Origin of the sequence: Flexivirga endophytica (assembly GCF_014640635.1) — a bacterium.
Lineage (GTDB): Bacteria > Actinomycetota > Actinomycetes > Actinomycetales > Dermatophilaceae > Flexivirga > Flexivirga endophytica.
Map to the genome: position 1 here is coordinate 76,361 of NZ_BMHI01000008.1, position 19,481 is coordinate 95,841.

The window sequence follows — 19,481 nt, forward strand, 5'->3', positions numbered from 1 at the left end:
GCTCGGGCGCGGCGAGTGACAGCGACGTGAACGTTGGGTGGTGCTCAGCCGGCGGTGTCGCGCAGCTCGCGCTTGAGGATCTTGCCGGAGGCGTTGCGCGGCAGGTCGTCGACGAACTCGACGCGCTTGGGCACCTTGAACGGCGCCAGGCCGGTCCGGGCGTGCGCGACGATTTCGTCCGCGGTGACCTCGCCCTTGGTGACGACGTATGCCGTCACCATCTCGATCCACTTCTCGTCCGGCACACCGACGACCGCGACCTCGGCGACCGCCGGGTGTGTGTAGAGGACGTCCTCGATCTCCCGGGACGCGACCATCACGCCACCGGTGTTGATGACGTCCTTGATCCGGTCGACCACGAAGACGTAGCCCTGCTCGTCGCGCCGGACGAGGTCGCCGGAATGGAACCAACCGCCCTCGAAGGCTGCTGCTGATGCGTCCGGGTTGTCCCAGTAGCCATCGCACAACTGCGGCGATCGGTAGACGATCTCACCCTGGTCACCCGCCGGAACCTCGTTGCCCTCACCGTCGATGACGCGTGCCTCCACGAAGAGCACCGGCCGACCGGCGCTGTCCGGCCGGTCGGCATGCTCATCCGGGCCGAGAACCGTTGCCAGAGGGCCGATCTCGGACTGTCCGAAGCAGTTGTAGAAGCCCAGGCCGGGGGAGCGGTCCTGCAGTCGGCGCAGCACGGGCACAGGCATGATCGAGGCTCCGTAGTAGGCACGGCGCAGGTCACCGAGGCCGAGCCGGTCGAAGTCGGGGTGGTTGGCCAGCGCCACCCACAGGGTCGGCGCAGCGAAGAACGCCCGATGACCGTCCGCCGACAGGCGTCGCAGAATGTCGTCGGGCGCGGGCACCTCCAGGATCGTGCTGCTGCTGCCCACCATCAGGCCGGGCAGGACGAAGACGTGCATCTGCGCCGAGTGGTAGAGCGGCATCACGTGCAACGTCTCGTCGTCCGCGGCGAAGTCGAGCGCCTGGACACAACTGATGTATTCGCTGAGCAGTGCCCGGTGCGTCATGACCGCGCCTTTGGGCGCCGAGGTCGTGCCCGAGGTGTAGAGCAGCTGGACGACGGTGTCGTCGCTCGACCCCGAAAACACCTGCGGCGTCTCAGGATCCGCGGTGCCCCCAAGCGCCACCTGCAGCACGGAGCTCTCGCCACGCAATGGCAGGACCATGTGCGGTGCGTGCTCCACGCCCGCAAGCCGCCCCTGCAGGGCCTCGTCGACGAGGATCGCTGAACTGCCGGACTGGTCCAGCAGGTAGTCGAGTTCGCGCGCGACCAGGTTGTAGTTGATCGGGACGTGCACCAGACCCGCCCGCGAACAGGCGAGGAACGCCACGACATACACGTCGGAGTTCTTCCCGTATGCCGCCACCCGCGCACCCGGCTCGAGCTGGAGCGACCTCAGGTATGCCGCCACCGCGTCGACCGCGCGGTCGAGCTCGGCATACGTCCAGACGCGGTCCTCGAACCGCAGCGCGACCCGGTCGCCGAAGCGGCTCGCGGACCGGCGGATGACGTCGTCGACAGTGTTGCTCTGGGCGTGCGCGAGATCGCTCATGCGGCCACTTCACCACAGAGCGCGGCGGCGGGGGACCGGTTTCGGTCGAGTGCCGGAGTGCCGCTTGCCGTGCACAAGTCTCCCCAGTGTCGAGCTGTGTGCGGATATGCCGGTTCGTACCGTGCACAAGTCTCCCCAGTGTCGAGCTGTGTGCGGATATGCCGGTTCGTACCGTGCACAAGTCTCCCCAGTGTCGAGCTGTGTGCGGATATGCCGGTTCGTACCGCGCACAAGTCTCCCCAGTGTCGAGCCGTGTGCGGAGACGCCGGTCGGCGACGTACGCGACCTGACACTGGGTCGACAAATGCACGGCCGGAACTCGTGCGCGGCGCTCGGGTGGCTTGAGCTCAAGTCGACTTGAGGCCATAGCCTTCACGGAGTGAGCGACAGTCCGTGGACACCGATCCGGCGTATGACGCTGATCGGCGTCGTCCTGCTGGAGGTGCTCGTCGCCTTCGAGCAGATCGCGGTGGCGACGGCCATGCCCACCGCCGCCAAGGAGTTGGACGGGCTGGCCATCTACCCGGTGGTGTTCGCGGTGCCGCTCGCGACAGCCGTGCTGGCGATGGTGATCGCCGGACCGTGGGCGGACGCCATCGGTCCACGAGTAGTGGTCATGACCGGAGTCGGCCTCTTCGTGGGCGGGCTGTTGATCGCAGGCTCGGCGCAGTCGATGACCATGCTGATCATCGGCCGGTCCGTGCAGAGTGTCGGTGGCGGTTTCGACAGCGTCGCGCTCTACGTGCTGATCGCCATGGCATTCCCGGAGACGCTGCGACCGAAGATCTTCATGAGCATCTCCGCGGCGTGGGTCGCACCGTCGCTGTTCGGTCCGCCGCTCGCGGGCTATCTGGCCACCAACGTCTCCTGGCGATGGGTCTTCTGGATCGGTGCCTCGCTCGCCATACCCGCACTGGTGCTGCTGTTGCCTGCGATGCGCCGACTGCCGGACGTGGTGCGTGAGCAGGAACCGGCGGTGCGGGTACGACGGCGACTGGTCGCAGCAGGCGCAGCCGCGCTGGGATCCGTGGCCCTGTCGGTCGCGGCCGATCGTCCGATGCTGCCGGCGGTGGTGCTCGCCATCGGTGGCCTGGTGCTGCTCGTGGTCTCCGTGCCGAAGCTGGTGCCGCCCGGCACGATCCGCGGACAGCGCGGTATGCCGTCCATCATCGCGACCCGGGCCCTCCTCGGCGCTGCGTTCCTCGGGACCGACATCTACCTGCCGCTGATGCTCACCCGCCAGCACGGCATGGGCGCCACCGAGGCAGGAGTCGTGCTGACCGTCGGCGCGTTGTCATGGAGCCTCGGGGCGTGGATCGCCGGGCGGCGCAGCACCTACGCGGACCAGCGGCGGCTGGCGCGAACCGGCCTGGTGTTGCTGACGATCGGGATCTCTGTCGCACTGTCGGCCGCGTGGCCGACCACCCCGTCGTGGGTGCTGTATGGCGCGTGGCTCGTCGGCGGTGGCGGTATCGGCCTGGCGTACTCGCCACTCACGGTCCTGCTGATGGGTATGTCGGCACCCGACGAGCAGGGTCGCAACGCGTCATCGCTGCAGACTGCCGAGATGCTGACGACCTCCGTGCTGCTCGCGGTGTCCGCGATCGTCTTCGGCGGGCTGACGCCGCACTCGCACGTCGCCGCCTTCGTCAGCGGCCTGGTGCTCGCGATCCTGGCGGCGCTGCTCGGCGTCGTCGTGTCACACCGCCTGGAGCCGGTCACGCCGGCGCGAGCCGCCAAGGAGGCGTATGTCGTGGCCGGCGACCAGTAGCCGACAGCCGAACTGCGGACCGTCCGGCCCGTCCGTCCGCCGGATCGGTAGCCTGCTCTGGTGACTGAGATCGAGATCGGCCGAGGCAAGCGGGGCCGCCGCGCATACTCCTTCGACGACATTGCGATCGTGCCGTCGCGCCGCACGCGCGACCCGCAGGACGTGTCCGTCGGATGGCAGATCGACGCCTACCACTTCGATCTGCCGGTCGTGGCAGCGCCGATGGACTCGGTGATGAGCCCGGCGTCCGCGATCGAGCTCGGCAAGCTCGGCGGTCTACCGGTCCTCGACCTCGAAGGTCTGTGGACCCGTTACGAGAGCCCCGAGCCGCTGCTGCGCGAGATCGCCCAGCTGGACCCCGCGCAGGCCATCTCCCGCATGCAGGAGATCTACCGGGAGCCGATCCGACCCGACCTGATCACCCTGCGGCTCAACGAGATTCGCGAGGCCGGGGTCACCACCGCCGGCGCGCTGTCACCGCAGCGGACCCAGGAGCACTGGAAGACCGTCGTCGACGCCGGTGTCGACCTGTTCGTCATACGCGGCACCACCGTGTCGGCCGAGCACGTCAGCGGTCGCGCCGAGCCGCTGAACCTCAAGCGCTTCATCTACGAGTTGGACGTGCCGGTCATCGTCGGAGGCGTCGCGACCTACACGGCCGCACTGCACCTGATGCGCACCGGTGCGGCCGGTGTGCTGGTCGGCTTCGGCGGAGGAGCGGCGCACACGACCCGCCGCGCCCTCGGCATCCACGTGCCGATGGCGACCGCGGTCGCCGACGTCGCCGCGGCCCGCCGCGACTACATGGACGAGACCGGCGGCCGTTACGTCCACGTCATCGCCGACGGCGGCATGGGACTGTCCGGTGACATCGTCAAGGCCTTCGCCTGCGGCGCCGACGCCGTGATGCTCGGTGCGTCGCTCGCGCGTTCCACCGACGCACCCGGCAACGGATTCCACTGGGGCAGCGAGGCGCATCACGAGGCGCTGCCGCGCGGTGAGCGTGTCGAGGTCGGCACCGCCGGGACGCTCGAGCAGATCCTCACCGGGCCCGCGCAGAGCGCCGACGGCACCACCAACCTGGTCGGCGCGCTGCGCCGGGCGATGGCCACCACCGGCTACTCCGAGCTCAAGGAGTTCCAGCGCGTCGAGACGCTGGTCGCGCCATACCAGCGTTCCTAGTTACGGGCGGGTAAGAAGCTCAACGCTCCCCACCCACTGTGAGCGCCGCCACGTTACTCTTGGGTAATGACGGATCAGCTCCAGACCACGGCGACCACGGAAACCCCGACTCCGGCCGACGAGCAACGGCCGAGCCCGGCACCCCACACCGTCGACCCGACACTGCCGGCACGTCTCGCCGCACGTGTCCGGGCAGGCGCGGACGCGCAGACCTTCGACTGCCTCACGCCCTTCACCGGCGGAGTCATCGCGAAGCTGCCCGTCTCCACCGTCACCGACGTCGAGCAGGCGTATGACGCAGCGCGTGACGCACAGACCGGTTGGGCGGCGCGCTCGGTGCGCGACCGTGCACGGGTGCTGCTGCGCTACCACGACCTCATCCTGGCCAACCGGGACGATCTGCTGGACCTCATCCAGCTGGAGTCCGGCAAGGCTCGGAAGCACGCGTTCGAGGAGATCCTCGACGTGGCCGGCATCTGCCGGCACTACGCCCGCAAGGCTGACGACTACCTCAAGCCCCGCAAGCACCTGGGCGCCATACCCGTGCTGACGCAGTCGACCGAGTTGCACCAGCCCCGCGGCGTGATCGGCGTGGTCGGCCCGTGGAACTACCCGCTGTCGATGTCGATCACCGACGCCCTGCCCGCCCTGATCGCCGGCAACGCCGTCGTGCTCCGTCCCGACGAGAAGGCATCGCTGACCGCCCTGCGCGCGGTCGAGTTGCTGGACCGGGCCGGCCTGCCCAAGGGTCTCCTGCAAGTGGTGCTCGGCCCCGGGCAGACCATCGGCGAAGCGGTGCTCGATCGCGCCGACTACGTCATGTACACCGGCTCGACCGCCACCGGCCGCAAGGTCGCCCAGCGTGCTGCGGCGCGACTGGTCGGCGCCTCCCTCGAGCTGGGCGGCAAGAACGCCCTGTATGTCGCCGACGACGCCAACCTGCGCAACGCCGCCGAGAGCGCGGTGCGCTCCTGCTTCTCCTCCGCGGGGCAGTTGTGCATCTCGATCGAGCGGTTGATCCTGCACGAGCGGATCGCGGACGACTTCCTGAAGCACTTCCTGGGACGGGTCCGCAAGCTCACGCTCGGCGGCGACCTGTCCTGGGGCGTCGACATGGGCTCGCTGATCTCCCAGGCACAACTGGACCGGGTGACCCAGCATGTCGAGGACGCGCGTGCCAAGGGTGCGACCGTGCTCGCCGGTGGACACGCGCGGCCCGAGCTCGGGCCCTACTTCTACGAGCCGACCGTGCTCGAGGGCGTGACGTCCGGCATGGACTGCCGGATGGGTGAGACGTTCGGGCCGGTCGTCGCCGTCTATCGCGTGAGCGGTGACGAGGAGGCGATCGCGCTCGCCAATGACACCAACTACGGCCTCAACGGCTCCGTCTGGTCCAAGGACACCCGCCGCGGTCGTCGCGTCGCCGAGCAGATCCGCTGCGGCACGGTCAACGTCAATGAGGGCTATATCGCAGCCTGGGGCAGCAACGGCTCGCCGATGGGCGGCATGGGGGAGTCCGGACTCGGCCGTCGCCACGGCGCCGAGGGCATCCTCAAATACACCGAGTCGCAGAACATCTCCGTCCAGCACGGCACGCCGTTCAAGATCCCGCCGGGTGTGCCGGAGAAGGTCTGGGCGCGTTCGATGGCGACCGGCATGCGCGTGATGAAAGGAATGCGTCTTTCATGAACAACCTCCGATCTACCACGGGACAAACGGGATTCGACCACGACGTGCTCGTGATCGGGTCCGGATTCGGTGGCTCCGTCTCCGCGCTGCGGCTCGCCGAGAAGGGCTATGACGTCCACGTCTACGAGTCCGGGCGTCGCTTCGAGGACCACGAGTTCGCCAAGACCTCCTGGAACCTGCGCAAATACCTCTGGGCGCCGCGGTTGAAGTGTTTCGGCGTGCAGCGCTACCACCAGTTGCCCGGCGTGATGATCCTCGCCGGCGCGGGTGTGGGCGGTGGCTCGCTCAACTACGCCAACACGCTCTACAAGCCGCCGCCGGAGTTCTTCAACGACCAGCAGTGGGGCCACATCACCGACTGGGACGCGGAGCTGAGTCCGCATTACGAGGTCGCCCGCAGGATGCTGGGCGTCGTCGACGAGAACCCGTGCAACGGACCCGTCGAACAGCTGATGAAGGACACCGCCAACAAGCTCGGTGTCGGCTCGACCTTCCGCAAGACACCGGTCGGTGTGTTCTTCGGCGAGTCCGGCAAGCAGGTGCCCGACCCCTTCTTCGGTGGCGAAGGCCCCGAGCGCACCGGCTGCACCGAGTGCGGCAACTGCATGGTCGGCTGCCGGGTCGGCGCCAAGAACACCCTGATGAAGAACTACCTGGCGCTCGCCGAGCGCCGCGGTGTCACCATCGAGCCGTTGCGCACGGTCGTCGAGGTCGAGCCGGTCGCCGGTGGCTTCCGGGTGACCACCGAACGCACCGGCGCCTGGGTCGCCAAGGACCGCCGCAGCGTCACGGCCGAGCAGGTCGTCGTCGCGGCCGGCACGTGGGGCACCCAGAACCTGCTGCACCGGATGAAGGTCACCGGGCGACTGCCGCATCTGTCGGACCAGCTCGGCGACCTCACCCGCACCAACTCCGAGGAACTCGGCGGTGCGGCCGCGGTGAGCGTGCCGGACGACGTCGACCTCACACGTGGCGTCGCGATCACCACGTCCTTCCACATCGACGAGCGCACCCACATCGAGAACGTCCGCTACGGCAAGGGCTCCAACCTGATGGGCCTGATGTCGACGTTCCTGGTCAACGGCGACAAGAACGTGATCGGCCGCACCGCCGAGCTGCTCGCACAACTGCTCAGGAACCCGGTGCGCGCGGCACGGGTTCTCGGGCCGCACTGGAGCGAGCGCACGATCATCGCGCTAGTCATGCAGAGCATCGACAACTCGATCACCGTCAAGCCGCGCCGCCGCTTCGGCCGCATCGGTCTCACCACCGAGCCGGGGTATGGCGAGCCGAACCCGCGCTGGATCCCCGCCGGGCACAAGGCGATTCGCGCGATGACCGATCAGCTGCAGAAGATCGGCAAGGTCGACGCGATCGCGGGCGTGTGCTGGCCGGAGTTCTTCGGTATGCCGATGACGGCTCACTTCCTCGGAGGCGTCGCCATCTCGGCGGACCCGGAGCACGGCGTCATCGATCCCTATCACCGGGTCTGGAGCTACCCGGGCCTGCACGTGGTCGACGGGTCTGCGGTCAGCGCCAACCTCGGCGTCAACCCGTCCCTGACGATCACCGCCCAGGCGGAGCGCGCCATCGCCATGTGGCCGGCCAAGGGCGAGCACGACGCGCGTCCGGAGCAGAGCGCGTCATACGAACGCATTCCTGCACCGCCCGCCCGGGTGCCCGGCGTCGATCTCGGTATGCCGCAGGTCCCCGCCGCCGGGTGAGGGCTCACCCCACTCGCCGAGGGGACACCCGTTGATCGAGAGGACAGGCGATTTCGTGGTCTGAGGGGCCGAATCGCCTATCCGCTCAATAATCGCCTGTCCTCTCGGCGAATGGGGTGCCCGACCGCACCGGCGCGGCCAGAGCAGTCACAGGCCTCTCACGTATCCTGCGAACGTGTTTCGCGCAGTCGTCCGGCCCCGCATGCTGGGACTGTTGACCCTCGCGCTGGTTTTCTGCGCCGGGTGTGTGGTGGCCGGGCTGTGGCAGTGGGGAGTCGCCCAGGACCGCGGCACCAAATCCATGCAGGACGACAGCAACCGTCCGGTGGCCTCGCTCAACTCGGTGCTGCGCCCACAGCAGCAGTTCCCCGACGACGGATCGCTCGAACCGGTCCGTTTCAAGGGTCACTACGCCCCGGACGGGCAGGTGCTGGTCAGCGGCCGGGTGTTGCACGGCACGCATGGCTACTGGGTCGTGACGCCCGTCGTCGTGGACGGCACCGGGGCGCGGATCCCGGTCGTGCGCGGCTTCGTCGCCAAGCCTTCGCAGGCAACTGCCCCGAGCACCGAGCTGGTCACCGTGACCGGCGCGCTCGCGCCCGGCGAGGCACCGTCGTCGGGTGACTCGCCGCGCGGACAGCTGACCACGGTCGACCTGCCTGCGCTGCTGACCCACTGGGGCGGCAACATCTACAACGGTTTCGTCTTCCTGACCGACGAGCGGCCGGCGCAGCACACCGCCGGCGTGCAGCCGTTCCCGCCACCGCGACCCGGCGACGGCGGACTCAACCTGGTCAATGCCGGCTACGCGTTGCAGTGGTGGAGCTTCGCCGCCTTCGCGATCTTCATCTACTTCCGGGAGCTGCGCCGCGAGGCCCACCCCGAACTCCGCGCCGGCGAAGCCGCGCCGGACAATCGTGCGGGGGACAGCCCCGCCATCAACAACGAGACCGAAGGAAGTCATGTCTGAGACGCAGGCACTCACCACCCCGGCGGGCGAGCTGCGCCCGACCGACGACCTCAACAAGGTCGCGGGTGCGCTGAAGTTCTTCCGGGTGATGGCGGTCATCGCCGGTGTCGCGTTGCTGATCCTGTGCGTCGAGCTGATCCTGCACTACGGCTTCCACAACGAGGCGCTCGCGTGGTGGTCCCCGATCCACGGGCTGCTGTTCATGGCGTTCATGGCGTCGGTCTACAACCTGGGCACCAAACTGCGCTGGACCGCCGTGCGGATGATCGGCTACATCTGCACAGCCTTCGTTCCGGTGCTGTCCTTCTGGCTCGAGCGCAAGGTCAACGCCGGGGTGAGCGCACTGCTGCACGACGCCGGCGCATGAGGAGATTCGGCGGCTGGCCGATAGAATCGGGAGCGTGACAGCGCCGCTCACCGAAAAGCCCGTCCTCGTCGTCGATTTCGGCGCCCAATATGCGCAATTGATCGCGCGCAGAGTGCGTGAGGCCCACCTCTACAGCGAGGTCGTCCCACACACGATGCCGGCCCAGGAGATCCTCGCCAAGAACCCGGCCGCCATCGTGCTCTCCGGAGGTCCGTCCTCGGTCTACGCCGACGGCGCCCCCGAGCTCGACGCCGCACTGCTGGACGCCGGGGTGCCCGTCTTCGGCATCTGTTACGGGTTCCAGGCGATGGTCGGTGCCCTCGGCGGCACGGTGGAGCACACCGGACTGCGCGAGTACGGCGCCACCCAGGCGCAGATCGAGGACACCGCCTCCACGCTCTTCAACGGCCAACCGCCGGAGCAGTCGGTGTGGATGAGCCACGGCGACTCGGCGTCGAAGGCGCCCGAGGGACTGCGCGTCACCGCGACCACACCCGGCGCCGCCGTGGCTGCGATCGAGGACGACGAGCGCAAGCTGTATGGCGTGCAGTGGCACCCCGAGGTCATGCACTCGACATTCGGCCAGCGCGTCCTGGAGAACTTCCTGCTGCGCGGTGCCGGCCTGGAGGCCGACTGGACACCGAAGGCGATGGTCGAGGAGCTGGTGGAGGACGTCCGCGAACGCGTCGGTGACGCGCGCGCGATCTGCGCCCTGTCCGGTGGAGTCGACTCGTCCGTCGCGGGCGCTCTGGTGCAGCGCGCGATCGGCGACCAGCTGACGTGTGTCTTCGTCGACCACGGGCTGCTGCGTGCCGGCGAGGCCGAGCAGGTCAAGCAGGACTTCGTCGACGCCACCGGCGTCGACCTGGTGGTCATCGACGCCGCCGATCAGTTCCTGGACGCCCTTGCGGGAGTGAGTGATCCGGAGCAGAAGCGCAAGATCATCGGCCGCGAGTTCATCCGCGTCTTCGAGCAGGCGGCACGCGATGTCGTGACCGACCGGGGCGACGAGCAGCATCCGGTCAAGTTCCTCGTGCAGGGCACGCTCTACCCGGACGTGGTCGAGTCCGGTGGCGGCACCGGCGCGGCCAACATCAAGAGCCACCACAACGTCGGGGGACTGCCCGACGACCTGCAGTTCACCCTTGTCGAGCCGCTGCGGCTGCTCTTCAAGGACGAGGTCCGGCAGGTCGGCACCGAGCTCGGCGTGCCCGACGGCATCGTCCAGCGCCAGCCGTTCCCCGGTCCCGGCCTCGGTATCCGCATCGTCGGTGAGGTCACCCGTGAGCGACTGTCGATCCTGCGCGCGGCCGACCTCATCGCCCGCGAGGAGCTGACCGCCGCAGGTCTCGACGGCGAGATCTGGCAGTGCCCCGTCGTGCTGCTGGCCGACGTGCGCTCGGTCGGCGTGCAGGGCGACGGCCGCACTTACGGCCACCCGATCGTGCTGCGCCCGGTGTCGTCGGAGGACGCCATGACCGCCGACTGGACCCGCCTGCCGTATGACGTGCTCGCGCGCATCTCCGGCCGCATCACCAACGAGGTCCCCGACGTCAACCGGGTCGTGCTCGACGTGACCAGCAAGCCGCCGGGCACCATCGAGTGGGAGTGACAACCCCACGAAGTTTCTCCCCCGCTCCGTCACCCCACGAAGTTCTCCGCTCGTACCTCGCTCCGATACTTCGCAGGGACCCCGACCCGCTCCTCCGAATACTTCGCGGGGGCCCCGAATGAACGAGCCCGAGGACGATCGGCGGCCGCACAGCGAGCCCACAAGAACTCCTCGGCGAGCGCACACCGTCAGGGGCGAGGATGCGTCCATGATGACGGCGCCGATGACACCCGTGCGTCAGGGCGGGGCGCAGGAGATGCACCCCGAGCCCCGGCCACGCCGCGGGGTTGCGTGGGTGCATGCAGCGGTGATGGCTGCCTGTGCGGTCGTCGGTATGGCGGTAGTCGTGCGCTATGCCATCCACTCGGTCACCGGGTTCGATCACGACCAGCGGATGATGCTCTCCCTCGGGACGACTCCCGAGGCATGGTCACGGATCCTCGACCTCCTCGGGCTCGTGACCGATGTCAGCGTCGCGGTGTGTCTGGCCGTATGCGTCGTGGTGGCGATGCTGCGACGCCGGTGGGCGGTCGCCGTGTCCGCAGGGGTGCTGATCGCCGGCGCGAACATCACCACGCAAGTGCTCAAATACCAAGTGTTGCAGTCAGTTTCGGACCGCAACACGCTGCCCAGCGGGCACACCACGGTCGGCTTGTCTCTCGCGCTGGCCGCAGTCATCATCGCGTCGCATCGCTGGCGGGCGCTGGTGACCGCGGGTGCCGCCGCCCTCGCGACCTTCGTCGGTGCCGGGACGGTGGCGGCACACTGGCACCGGCCGGGCGACGTGCTGGCGGCCGGCATGGTCTGCCTCGGCTGGGCCGCCGTGGCGCTGGCCGTCGCAGGTGGGCTGCAGCGTCGATCACCGAACGCCCGCCGTCCCGGTCTGCTGGCCGGATCCTCGCTGGTGGGGGTCGTGCTCGCCGGGGTGCTGGTCGTGATCATCGGTGTCCGACCGAGCTTCGGCATACACGATCTGCCGTTGGCCGTCGTCACCCTCGGACTGCTGGGCGCGATGTTCGCGGTCGTCGTCGGTTGGGTGTCCGTCGCCGTCGACCGCGTGGTCGCCTAAGGAACCTTCGCCGCGATGCCTGTCTTGGGCATCGCCCACCAGGCCAGCCAGCCGAGCGCACCGATCGGGATCTCGGCGATGTGCGTGAAAATCGCGAACACCACGACACCGGCGCCGGCAGCGGCCGGGTTGGCGCCCCAGAAGACCAGGATCACCACGGTGCTGGCCTCGGTGAAGCCCAATCCGCCGGGCGTGAACGGGATGGCCGTCATCAGCCGTCCGATCGCGTATGCCGCGAAGAGGTCCGCAACCGGCAGGTCGACATGGACCGCCTCCATCACCCGCCAGAAGAGCAGGAACCACAACGCCAGCTGACCGATCACCCCGAACGACATCGGGAACCAGCCGTGTTTGGTGACGGTGCTGATGCGGGCCCGCTGGTCCAGCAGGATGTGCTTGAGGTTCATCGGCTTGCCCTTGTTGGCGCCGCGGCGCATCCGGGCGACCAGTGGCCCGACGCGATCGTCGAGCTGCTCGCCCAGCCACGCGGTCCACGTCGGCCGGATCAGGGCAACGACGAATCCGATCAGCAGCAGCAACCCGATGATGCCGCCCCACCACGCGCCGCGGCGCACGATCGAGGGCAATGTGTCGGTCGACTTGGACACCGCGGCGATGCCGACCAGCGGCAGGCCGACCCGGAAGAGGACGTTCCAGATGCCGCTGACGATCAGGCCGGTGGAGATGTTGCGCCGGGCGAAGCCCCACGAGCGCAACATCATGTATGTCGAGGCCATGCCGACCGCGCCGCCGCCGGGCAGCACGTTGCTGACTGCGGAGCCGGAGACGTTGATGATGGAGGCCTTCAGGTGAGACAGCCCGGGCAGCGCCGCCGACAGGGTGAAGGTGTAGACCGCCAGGCCGAGCAGCATGATGCCCATGCACTCCAGCGACGCCTTGGGGCCGACCAGGTCGAGGTGGTGCCCGATCTCACCCCATGTCGTCGAGGTGAACCAGGGGAGCGCGCCGATCATGACGGCGGCCAGCGCCATACCCAACATGGCGTGGATGACCAGCCGCCAGCTGAGTTTCGGCATCGTCGGCGAGGTGCCGTCGTCTTCGTCGAAGGTCTGCTTGTTGGCTGCGACGATGTCGTCGATCTGCACGGTCCGTTTTGCGGCGCTCGGGGGCGTCGTGCTGCGCCTCGAGCTCTTCATCCCAACCCCGCAAAGATGTCGTCCCTGATCGGACCGGTGTGCGCTGGATCGCGAAACCATTCCCGTCCGAAAACGACATCATAAATTGGCCGGGGGATCCGCAGAAACCCACTTAGTGTTCGATCGGCCCCGTCATCGGCCGCTGCCTGCGAAGCGTGAGCCTTCATCGCCGCCCGTTTAGCGGTGATCTGGCCGCGCACGTCGACGCGGTGGGTGATCTTTTCGCGCGGTGTGAACGCACGCTCGTAGACCTCGAGGTCGAAGTCGCTGGGCAGCCGGTGCACGCGCGAGACGGCGCGCACAGCGCGGGTCAGCAGCTCGCGGGGGACGGTCGCTTCGACGACCCGAGGGGTGCCGGCCAGCCGCGCAGCCTCGGCACCGACCTGGTGGACCTTGACGTGGTCACGGTGGCCGTAGCCGCCTGCGGCGTCATACGACATCAGCACATCGGCGTGTTCGGCGCGCAGGATGTCGGCGAGCAGCGCGGCGGCTCCGGTGGCGCGCACGAACCGCCGACCGCCGGGCGGGTCGGCGGGTACCTCGCCGACCATGCCCGAGTCGGCATATCCGAGATGTATGACGCGCGCGACGCCCATGGCGGCGGCGCTGCGCTGCAGCTCGTGCAGGCGACGCTCTCCGAGCCCGTCCTGCAGCGCACCGGAGGTCAGACCCAATGCACCGTCGGTGGCCACCACGAGGACGACGCGATGACCCGCAGCGGCAGCCTTCGCCAGGGTGCCGGCAGTCAGCAGCGCTTCGTCGTCGGGGTGTGCGTGAAACGCCACCAAGGTGTAGGACATCGGGTCCATCCTTCCCCATGCCACCTTGTCGAGCACACTCGATGGTGAAGTTCGGGTCGCATGGCAGTCTGGGGATCGATGAAGGTCGCGTTGCTGTCGGATTGCTATCCGCCCAGACTCGGTGGCATCGAGGTGCAGGTGCACGGCCTGGCCCGTGCGCTCGTCCGCGGAGGGCATGCCGTCGAAGTCTTCACGATCACGCCCGGTCAAGTGCCGGACGACGGTTTCCCGGTGCATCGGCTGGGTCTCCATCACGAGCTTCCCGGCGGTCTGCTGGTCAACCCCCGAGCCCGCGCCGCTCTTCGGAAGACGTTGCAGCACAGCGACTTCGACGTGGTGCATGCGCATCTCGGCGTGGTGAGTCCCTTCGCGATGGACGGCGTCGTTGTTGCCCTCGGAGCCGGCCTGCCAGTGGCCGCGACGTGGCACAGCGTGACGGGTCGCTCCGAGCCGATCGTCCGGGCGCTGGGATACACCGGCCGCTGGGCGCGGCAAGGAGTCGCGCTGTCCGCCGTGTCGCGGGTGGCAGCCACTCCGCTGGAGCGTGTCGCGGGTGCCGAGGTCAGCATCGTCCCGAACGGCATCGACAACTCGTTCTGGTGCGCCGGCGACGAGCGGGCGCTGCGTGGGAACGGGACACATGTGGTGAGCGCCATGCGGCTCGCGGCGCGCAAGCGACCGCAACAACTGGTCGACATGGTGCAGCGCGCGCGGGCCATGGCGGGGCAGGACATTCGGTTGACGATCGCCGGTGACGGGCCGTTGCACCGACGGCTCGACACCCGACGGCCGCCGTGGTGCCAGCTGCCGGGGCGCCTGTCGCCCACGGCGCTGCGCGATCTCTACCGCTCCGCCGACGTGTATGCCGCGCCGGCGGTGCTCGAGGCGTTCGGCATCGCCGCGGCGGAAGCCCGCAGTTGCGGACTACCGGTCGTCACCCGGGCGGAGAGTGCGGTGGCGGATCTGGTCGAGCACGAGCGGACCGGTCTGGTCGTCGCCGACGACCGGGAGTTCGCGTCGGCGCTGGCCCGGATGGCTTCGGATCCCGCACTGCGAGAACGGCTTTCGTCATACGGCCGCAGTGTGGCGCCTGCGTTCGGGTGGGACGACGTGTTGGCGACCGTGATCGGGGAGTACGACCGGGCGAGGCGGTCCGCCCGGCACTGACCGGTCATGACCCCGACAGCATTCGGTCGAAGTCGCGGTCGGCGCGTGCATGGTGCACGACGAAACCGATCACGCCTGACAGCACGAGGACGACTCCGGCGGCCAGACCGAAGCTGATCCCGACGATCGCCCAGTCCGGGTTGTCGAGCACTCGCCATACGACGACCAGCGCGGCCAGCAGGAGGATCATCACACCGGACAGGACCGTCGGCAGATGCGGACCGCGGGGGCGGATCACTGCAGCCGGTGTCGACACCGGTCGGCCGGTCACGGGGAGCTCGCCCGTCCCACTCCACGAAGACTGTTGGGAACCGGTCGGATCCGCGGGCTCGGGCGAGGGCTCGGGGTGCGTCGAAACCTTCCGGTAGGTCGGCAGCTCGTCGGTCGGGTAGCCCTGCGGCCGGTGCGGCTCCATGCTCATTTCGCCTGCTCCTTGATCGTGATGTTGCCGATGCCGACGCTCGCATCCAGGTCGATGACCTTGGCTCCGTCGCCGACGGTCAACGTGCGACGGGTGTCGATGCCGCCGTGGCCGACGATGCGGTCCTTGCCGCGCATCACCTCGATCTCGCCGATGTGCGCGTAGCCCTTGACCCGCACGGTCGTGTCGGCGGGAACGGTGATCGTCAGTTGGCCGACGTTGACCCGTGCGTGCAGCCGGGTGTGTGACGCAAGGTCGGTGCTGCGCAGACCGCTCAGGTCCAGGTCACCGTTGCCGATCCGCATCGCGAAGTTGTGCTGGGTGCCGGGAGCGACGGACGTCGGGCGCCAGGGTTCGTCGCCGATGGTCCCCGTCCACGGCATGCCCTTGGGCGCGGCCGCCGACGCGAGGAGTGCGAGCACCGCGGCGACCGTCGCCAACGGTGCGAGCGCACCGCCACGGCGCCCCGCCAGTCCCCCGATGACCAGCGCGAGCGCCGCGACGGCGGCTCCGGCGGCCAGGCCCACCTGCAGGGCACTGTCGCCGTGGGAGGTGCCGACAAGGACCAACGCAGTGAATGCGCCTGCCAGCACTGAGATTCCGAGGATCGCGAAGCTGAGCGGAGCGCCCAGTCCACGACGCTTGCTACGAGTGGGTGCGACCGTGTTCCAAGGGGTCTGTACGGCCGGTGCGGTGTCCGGCGGCGCGTTGGCCGGCGTCGACCACGGAGTCCAATCGTTGCCCGCACTGGGCTTGCGCAGGTCGATGGCTGCCGCGCGAGCTGCCGCTCCGGCGGCCGCGGCCCGGTTGCCGGTCGACGGACCCGACTCGTCTCGGTGCGGGGTGCCGGAGCGGTCGGTGCGGATCCCGTCGCCGAGCCGGGCGCTCCACTCCTGCATCGACTCGCCGTCGCGGCGTGCGCCCGGACCGTGACCGTTCCAGGCGAGGAACGCCCACGCCAGGAGGCCAAGCCCGAGGGCCTGACCGCTCAGGCCCCAGCCGGAGCCGACCGACCAGAACGCACCGAAGCCGCCCACCGAGAGGACGACGGCGACGATGCACAGCACGATCGACGACGCGTGGCCGTGCCGCACCGCCTTCTCCGCGACGATCTCGCCGGCTTCGTCCGGTAGCAGCGTCCACGCGAGGAAGTAGGCCGGAATGCCGATCCCGAAGATGCAGGTGATGAGGATCAGGCCGGCACGCACGATCAGCGGGTCGACCGCCCACCGGCGGGCGAGTCCGGCCGCGACGCCACCCAGCCACTTCTCGTTGCTGTCGCGTACGACGCCGAGTCGGCGTGCGGCGGAGAAGAGCCGGTCCAGCGCATCACGCTGGTGCGGCGGGTGGTGGCCCGGATGGGTCTGTTGCGTCATACCCACCACGATGGCGGCGAACGGCGCCCGCTGCCATGCGGGTCGACCCTGACGATCCCCTGAGGCGCCCCCGAAAAGCGGTCGGATCGTTCGGTGTGGACCGCGAAGTGGGTCAGACTGGCAATGTGAGCGAGACGATCGGGGTCGAAGAGCTGCAGCGCCCGCCGCTGGCCCGACCCACCGAGGGACGGGTGCTGGCCGGCGTGTGCGCAGGCGTCAGCCGCCATCTCGGCGTGCCATTGACCAGCCTGCGCGTCATCACCGCGGTCTCGCTCGTCTTCCTCTTCGGGCTTCCGGTCTATGTCTTCCTCTGGCTGACGATGCCGCAGTCGGACGGCCCGGCGCTGGTCAGACCCTTCGACAAGGAGGGCAGCGGCATCTCGCGCGGACGGCTGTTCACCATCGGCATCCCCGTGCTGGTGATCGGCGGGCTGGCCGCGAGTGGGGCGATCCGGTCCGTTGCGCGGCTGTCGTTCACGCTGCCGTTGCTGGTGATCGGCGTCGGTCTGGTGCTGGTGTGGTCCCGCCTCGGGACCGCCGAGCGGCGGCAGTGGATCAGTGCGGGGGACCGCCGCGAGACACGGATCCGCACGGTCATCGGCATCGGCATGGCGGTGATGGGGCTGATTCTGCTGCTTTCGCAGGGCGGCGGGCTGACCAGGCTGCGCGACGTCACGGTGGGTGTCCTCGTCGTGCTGCTCGGCGCCGGCATCCTCGGTGCTCCGTTCATCGCGCGCTTCTTCGACACGTTGCGGGTTGAGCAGGCCGAGCGGATCCGCGCGACCGAGAAGGCCGACATCGCAGCGCATCTGCACGATTCGGTGCTGCAGACGCTCGCGCTCATCCAGCGCCGCGCCGACGACCCACAGGCGGTGCAACTGCTCGCGCGGGCCCAGGAACGCGAGCTGCGCGACTGGCTGTATGCCGAGCACGCCCCGACCGACGAGACGTTGGCGACCGCGGTCAAGGAGGTCGCGAGCGACATCGAGACGCTGCACGGCATACCGGTCGATGTGGTGGTGACCGGCGACCGGGCACTCGGGGACGCCGGGGTGGCCCTGGTCCGGGCGCTGCGCGAGGCGCTCGCGAACGCCGTCCGCCACGGGGAACCGCCGGTGTCGGTCTACCTCGAGGTCGGGCCGACGCAGGCGGAGGCCTTCGTGCGCGACCATGGTCCGGGCTTCGACCCGGCCGAGGTCCCGGAGGATCGGCTCGGGGTGCGCGAATCGATCGTTGGACGGATGGACCGCCACGGTGGCGAGGCGCAGGTGCGCCGGCTGGACGACGGCACCGAGGTGCGGTTGCGTATGCCGCTGACGGATCCCGCCGCAGCGGGCGACCGGGACGGATCCGACGACGAAGTGAAGGACGAGAGATGACTGCGAATGTGGTGCTGGTGGACGACCACCGGATGTTCCGGTCCGGCGTGAAGGCCGAGCTGGACGACTCGGTGACCGTTGTCGGCGAGGCACCGGACGTCGACGTCGCGATCAAGGTCATCCGGGAGACCCGTCCCGACGTGGTGCTGCTGGACGTGCACCTGCCCGGTGGCAACGGCAACGGCGGCTCGGACGTCGTCGTCGGTTGTGCGGGAGTGCAGACCGAGGCGGGGGAGCCGGTCCGTTTCCTCGCGCTGTCGGTCTCCGACGCCGCCGAGGACGTCATCGCGGTCATCCGCGCCGGCGCCCGCGGTTATGTCACCAAGACGATCAGCCCGACCGACCTCATCTCGGCGATCCACCGGGTCAAGGACGGTGACGCGGTCTTCAGCCCGCGGCTGGCCGGGTTCGTGCTCGACGCGTTCGGCGCGACAGCCGGCGAGATCGCCGAGGTCGACGAGGAACTCGACCGGCTGTCGGCGCGTGAGCGCGAGGTGATGCGGTTGATCGCCCGGGGCTACCAATACAAAGAGGTCGCCAAGGAGCTCTTCATCTCGGTGAAAACCGTTGAGACACATGTGTCTTCGGTGCTGCGGAAGCTGCAGCTGTCCTCTCGGCACGAGCTGACCTCTTGGGCGATGGCGCGCCGCCTGCTCTGAACCTTTTTGTTGTCGCTTCTCGCGGGCCGATCGTGGCGCACACGCGCAGGCTCGCGTTGCTCCGCGCTCGCCCCGGTCGTCGCGACAACGGGCGTCCGCTTGTCATTCGGGCGCGTTGAGCGCGCCGCCCGCCGGCCCGCCTCGCCGAGAGCCTCAGAAGGCTGTCGAGAGGCTCAGAACGAGCCGCTTGTCACGGGCGATTTTCTGAGCCTGTCAGCGTGTTTGTGAGCCTGTCGGCGAATGGATCCAGGCGTCCTCGTCGCCCTTCTCGTAGTCGGCGAAGGCGTTGCGCAGGCCGAGGAGGACCTCGGCGGTGGTCTCGAAGAGCGCCTTGGCCTGTGGTTCGTCGATCTTCGTGACGTCTCCGCGCAGGTGGTCGGCGAGCTCGGTGAGCCGGACCTGGATCTTGGCGGTGTGCCGCAGCGGGTCGCTGATCGGAAGTGCATTCGGGTCGCTCATGGCGTCCTCCTCAGGTGGTGGTTGCTGATGACTTCAGCTTCGTACCACCGTCGGTCGGCCGCTTGATCGACATTGCGGCACCGCCGTTGCGGCACCAACATTCGCCGC

Annotated in this window: 17 protein-coding genes; 11 read left to right on the plus strand and 6 right to left on the minus strand. The window is 68.9% G+C overall.

The window, feature by feature from the left end; all coding sequences use genetic code 11:
• Positions 1-44 precede the first annotated feature (44 nt).
• The gene (locus IEX71_RS21375; RefSeq protein ID WP_188839117.1) at positions 45-1,571 is read right to left on the minus strand and encodes a fatty acyl-CoA synthetase; all 1,527 of its coding nucleotides are present in this window, start codon (positions 1,569-1,571) and stop codon (positions 45-47) included.
• Between the two features lie 379 nt (positions 1,572-1,950).
• On the opposite strand from IEX71_RS21375, the gene IEX71_RS21380 reads away from it, so the two are divergent.
• The 8 genes from IEX71_RS21380 to IEX71_RS21415 all read left to right on the plus strand — a co-directional run bounded on the left by IEX71_RS21380 (position 1,951) and on the right by IEX71_RS21415 (position 11,955).
• Complete coding sequence (locus tag IEX71_RS21380) at positions 1,951-3,342, plus strand: MFS transporter (RefSeq protein WP_188839118.1); 1,392 nt, start codon at positions 1,951-1,953, stop codon at positions 3,340-3,342.
• Positions 3,343-3,402: 60 nt separating this feature from the next.
• Positions 3,403-4,524, plus strand: coding sequence for a GuaB3 family IMP dehydrogenase-related protein (locus IEX71_RS21385; protein WP_373284666.1), 1,122 nt, complete (start codon positions 3,403-3,405; stop codon positions 4,522-4,524).
• 66 nt (positions 4,525-4,590) lie between these two features.
• On the plus strand, positions 4,591-6,213 hold the full coding sequence (locus tag IEX71_RS21390; protein ID WP_188839119.1) for a succinic semialdehyde dehydrogenase: 1,623 nt from the start codon (positions 4,591-4,593) through the stop codon (positions 6,211-6,213).
• A complete protein-coding gene (locus IEX71_RS21395) occupies positions 6,210-7,937 on the plus strand; it encodes a GMC oxidoreductase (RefSeq protein WP_188839120.1) in 1,728 nt (575 codons plus the stop codon). The genes IEX71_RS21390 and IEX71_RS21395 overlap by 4 nt, the downstream gene beginning before the upstream one ends.
• Positions 7,938-8,112: 175 nt before the next feature.
• A complete protein-coding gene (locus IEX71_RS21400; RefSeq protein ID WP_188839121.1) occupies positions 8,113-8,907 on the plus strand; it encodes an SURF1 family protein in 795 nt (264 codons plus the stop codon).
• Positions 8,900-9,274: a DUF3817 domain-containing protein gene (locus tag IEX71_RS21405; protein WP_188839122.1), complete on the plus strand. Its 375-nt coding sequence runs from the start codon at positions 8,900-8,902 to the stop codon at positions 9,272-9,274. The genes IEX71_RS21400 and IEX71_RS21405 overlap by 8 nt, the downstream gene beginning before the upstream one ends.
• Positions 9,275-9,308: 34 nt before the next feature.
• Positions 9,309-10,886: a glutamine-hydrolyzing GMP synthase gene (gene guaA, locus IEX71_RS21410; RefSeq protein ID WP_188839123.1), complete on the plus strand. Its 1,578-nt coding sequence runs from the start codon at positions 9,309-9,311 to the stop codon at positions 10,884-10,886.
• A gap of 208 nt (positions 10,887-11,094) precedes the next feature.
• Positions 11,095-11,955: a phosphatase PAP2 family protein gene (locus IEX71_RS21415; RefSeq protein WP_188839124.1), complete on the plus strand. Its 861-nt coding sequence runs from the start codon at positions 11,095-11,097 to the stop codon at positions 11,953-11,955.
• On the opposite strand, the gene IEX71_RS21420 is transcribed toward IEX71_RS21415, so the two are convergent.
• Together IEX71_RS21420 and IEX71_RS21425 are read right to left on the minus strand one after the other, a co-directional pair.
• The gene (locus IEX71_RS21420; RefSeq protein ID WP_188839125.1) at positions 11,952-13,112 is read right to left on the minus strand and encodes a lysylphosphatidylglycerol synthase transmembrane domain-containing protein; all 1,161 of its coding nucleotides are present in this window, start codon (positions 13,110-13,112) and stop codon (positions 11,952-11,954) included. The genes IEX71_RS21415 and IEX71_RS21420 overlap by 4 nt on opposite strands.
• Positions 13,109-13,912: a PIG-L deacetylase family protein gene (locus IEX71_RS21425; protein ID WP_229749941.1), complete on the minus strand. Its 804-nt coding sequence runs from the start codon at positions 13,910-13,912 to the stop codon at positions 13,109-13,111. Before IEX71_RS21425 ends, IEX71_RS21420 begins: the two co-directional genes overlap by 4 nt.
• A 60-nt stretch (positions 13,913-13,972) precedes the next feature.
• On the opposite strand from IEX71_RS21425, the gene IEX71_RS21430 reads away from it, so the two are divergent.
• Positions 13,973-15,079, plus strand: a complete 1,107-nt coding sequence (locus IEX71_RS21430; RefSeq protein WP_188839127.1) for a glycosyltransferase family 4 protein — start codon at positions 13,973-13,975, stop codon at positions 15,077-15,079.
• A gap of 4 nt (positions 15,080-15,083) precedes the next feature.
• Here the strand turns inward: IEX71_RS21430 and IEX71_RS21435 are convergent, their stop codons facing one another.
• Both IEX71_RS21435 and IEX71_RS21440 read right to left on the minus strand, forming a co-directional pair.
• Positions 15,084-15,500, minus strand: coding sequence for a hypothetical protein (locus tag IEX71_RS21435; RefSeq protein WP_188839128.1), 417 nt, complete (start codon positions 15,498-15,500; stop codon positions 15,084-15,086).
• The gene (locus tag IEX71_RS21440) at positions 15,497-16,876 is read right to left on the minus strand and encodes a PspC domain-containing protein (protein ID WP_188839129.1); all 1,380 of its coding nucleotides are present in this window, start codon (positions 16,874-16,876) and stop codon (positions 15,497-15,499) included. Before IEX71_RS21440 ends, IEX71_RS21435 begins: the two co-directional genes overlap by 4 nt.
• Before the next feature lie 125 nt (positions 16,877-17,001).
• Between IEX71_RS21440 and IEX71_RS21445 the strand changes: the two genes are divergently transcribed.
• The gene (locus IEX71_RS21445; RefSeq protein ID WP_229749942.1) at positions 17,002-18,255 is read left to right on the plus strand and encodes an ATP-binding protein; all 1,254 of its coding nucleotides are present in this window, start codon (positions 17,002-17,004) and stop codon (positions 18,253-18,255) included.
• Positions 18,252-18,914, plus strand: coding sequence for a LuxR C-terminal-related transcriptional regulator (locus tag IEX71_RS21450; RefSeq protein ID WP_188839131.1), 663 nt, complete (start codon positions 18,252-18,254; stop codon positions 18,912-18,914). The genes IEX71_RS21445 and IEX71_RS21450 overlap by 4 nt, the downstream gene beginning before the upstream one ends.
• A 213-nt stretch (positions 18,915-19,127) precedes the next feature.
• Here the strand turns inward: IEX71_RS21450 and IEX71_RS21455 are convergent, their stop codons facing one another.
• On the minus strand, positions 19,128-19,373 hold the full coding sequence (locus IEX71_RS21455; RefSeq protein WP_188839132.1) for a hypothetical protein: 246 nt from the start codon (positions 19,371-19,373) through the stop codon (positions 19,128-19,130).
• Between the last annotated feature and the right edge of the window lie 108 nt (positions 19,374-19,481).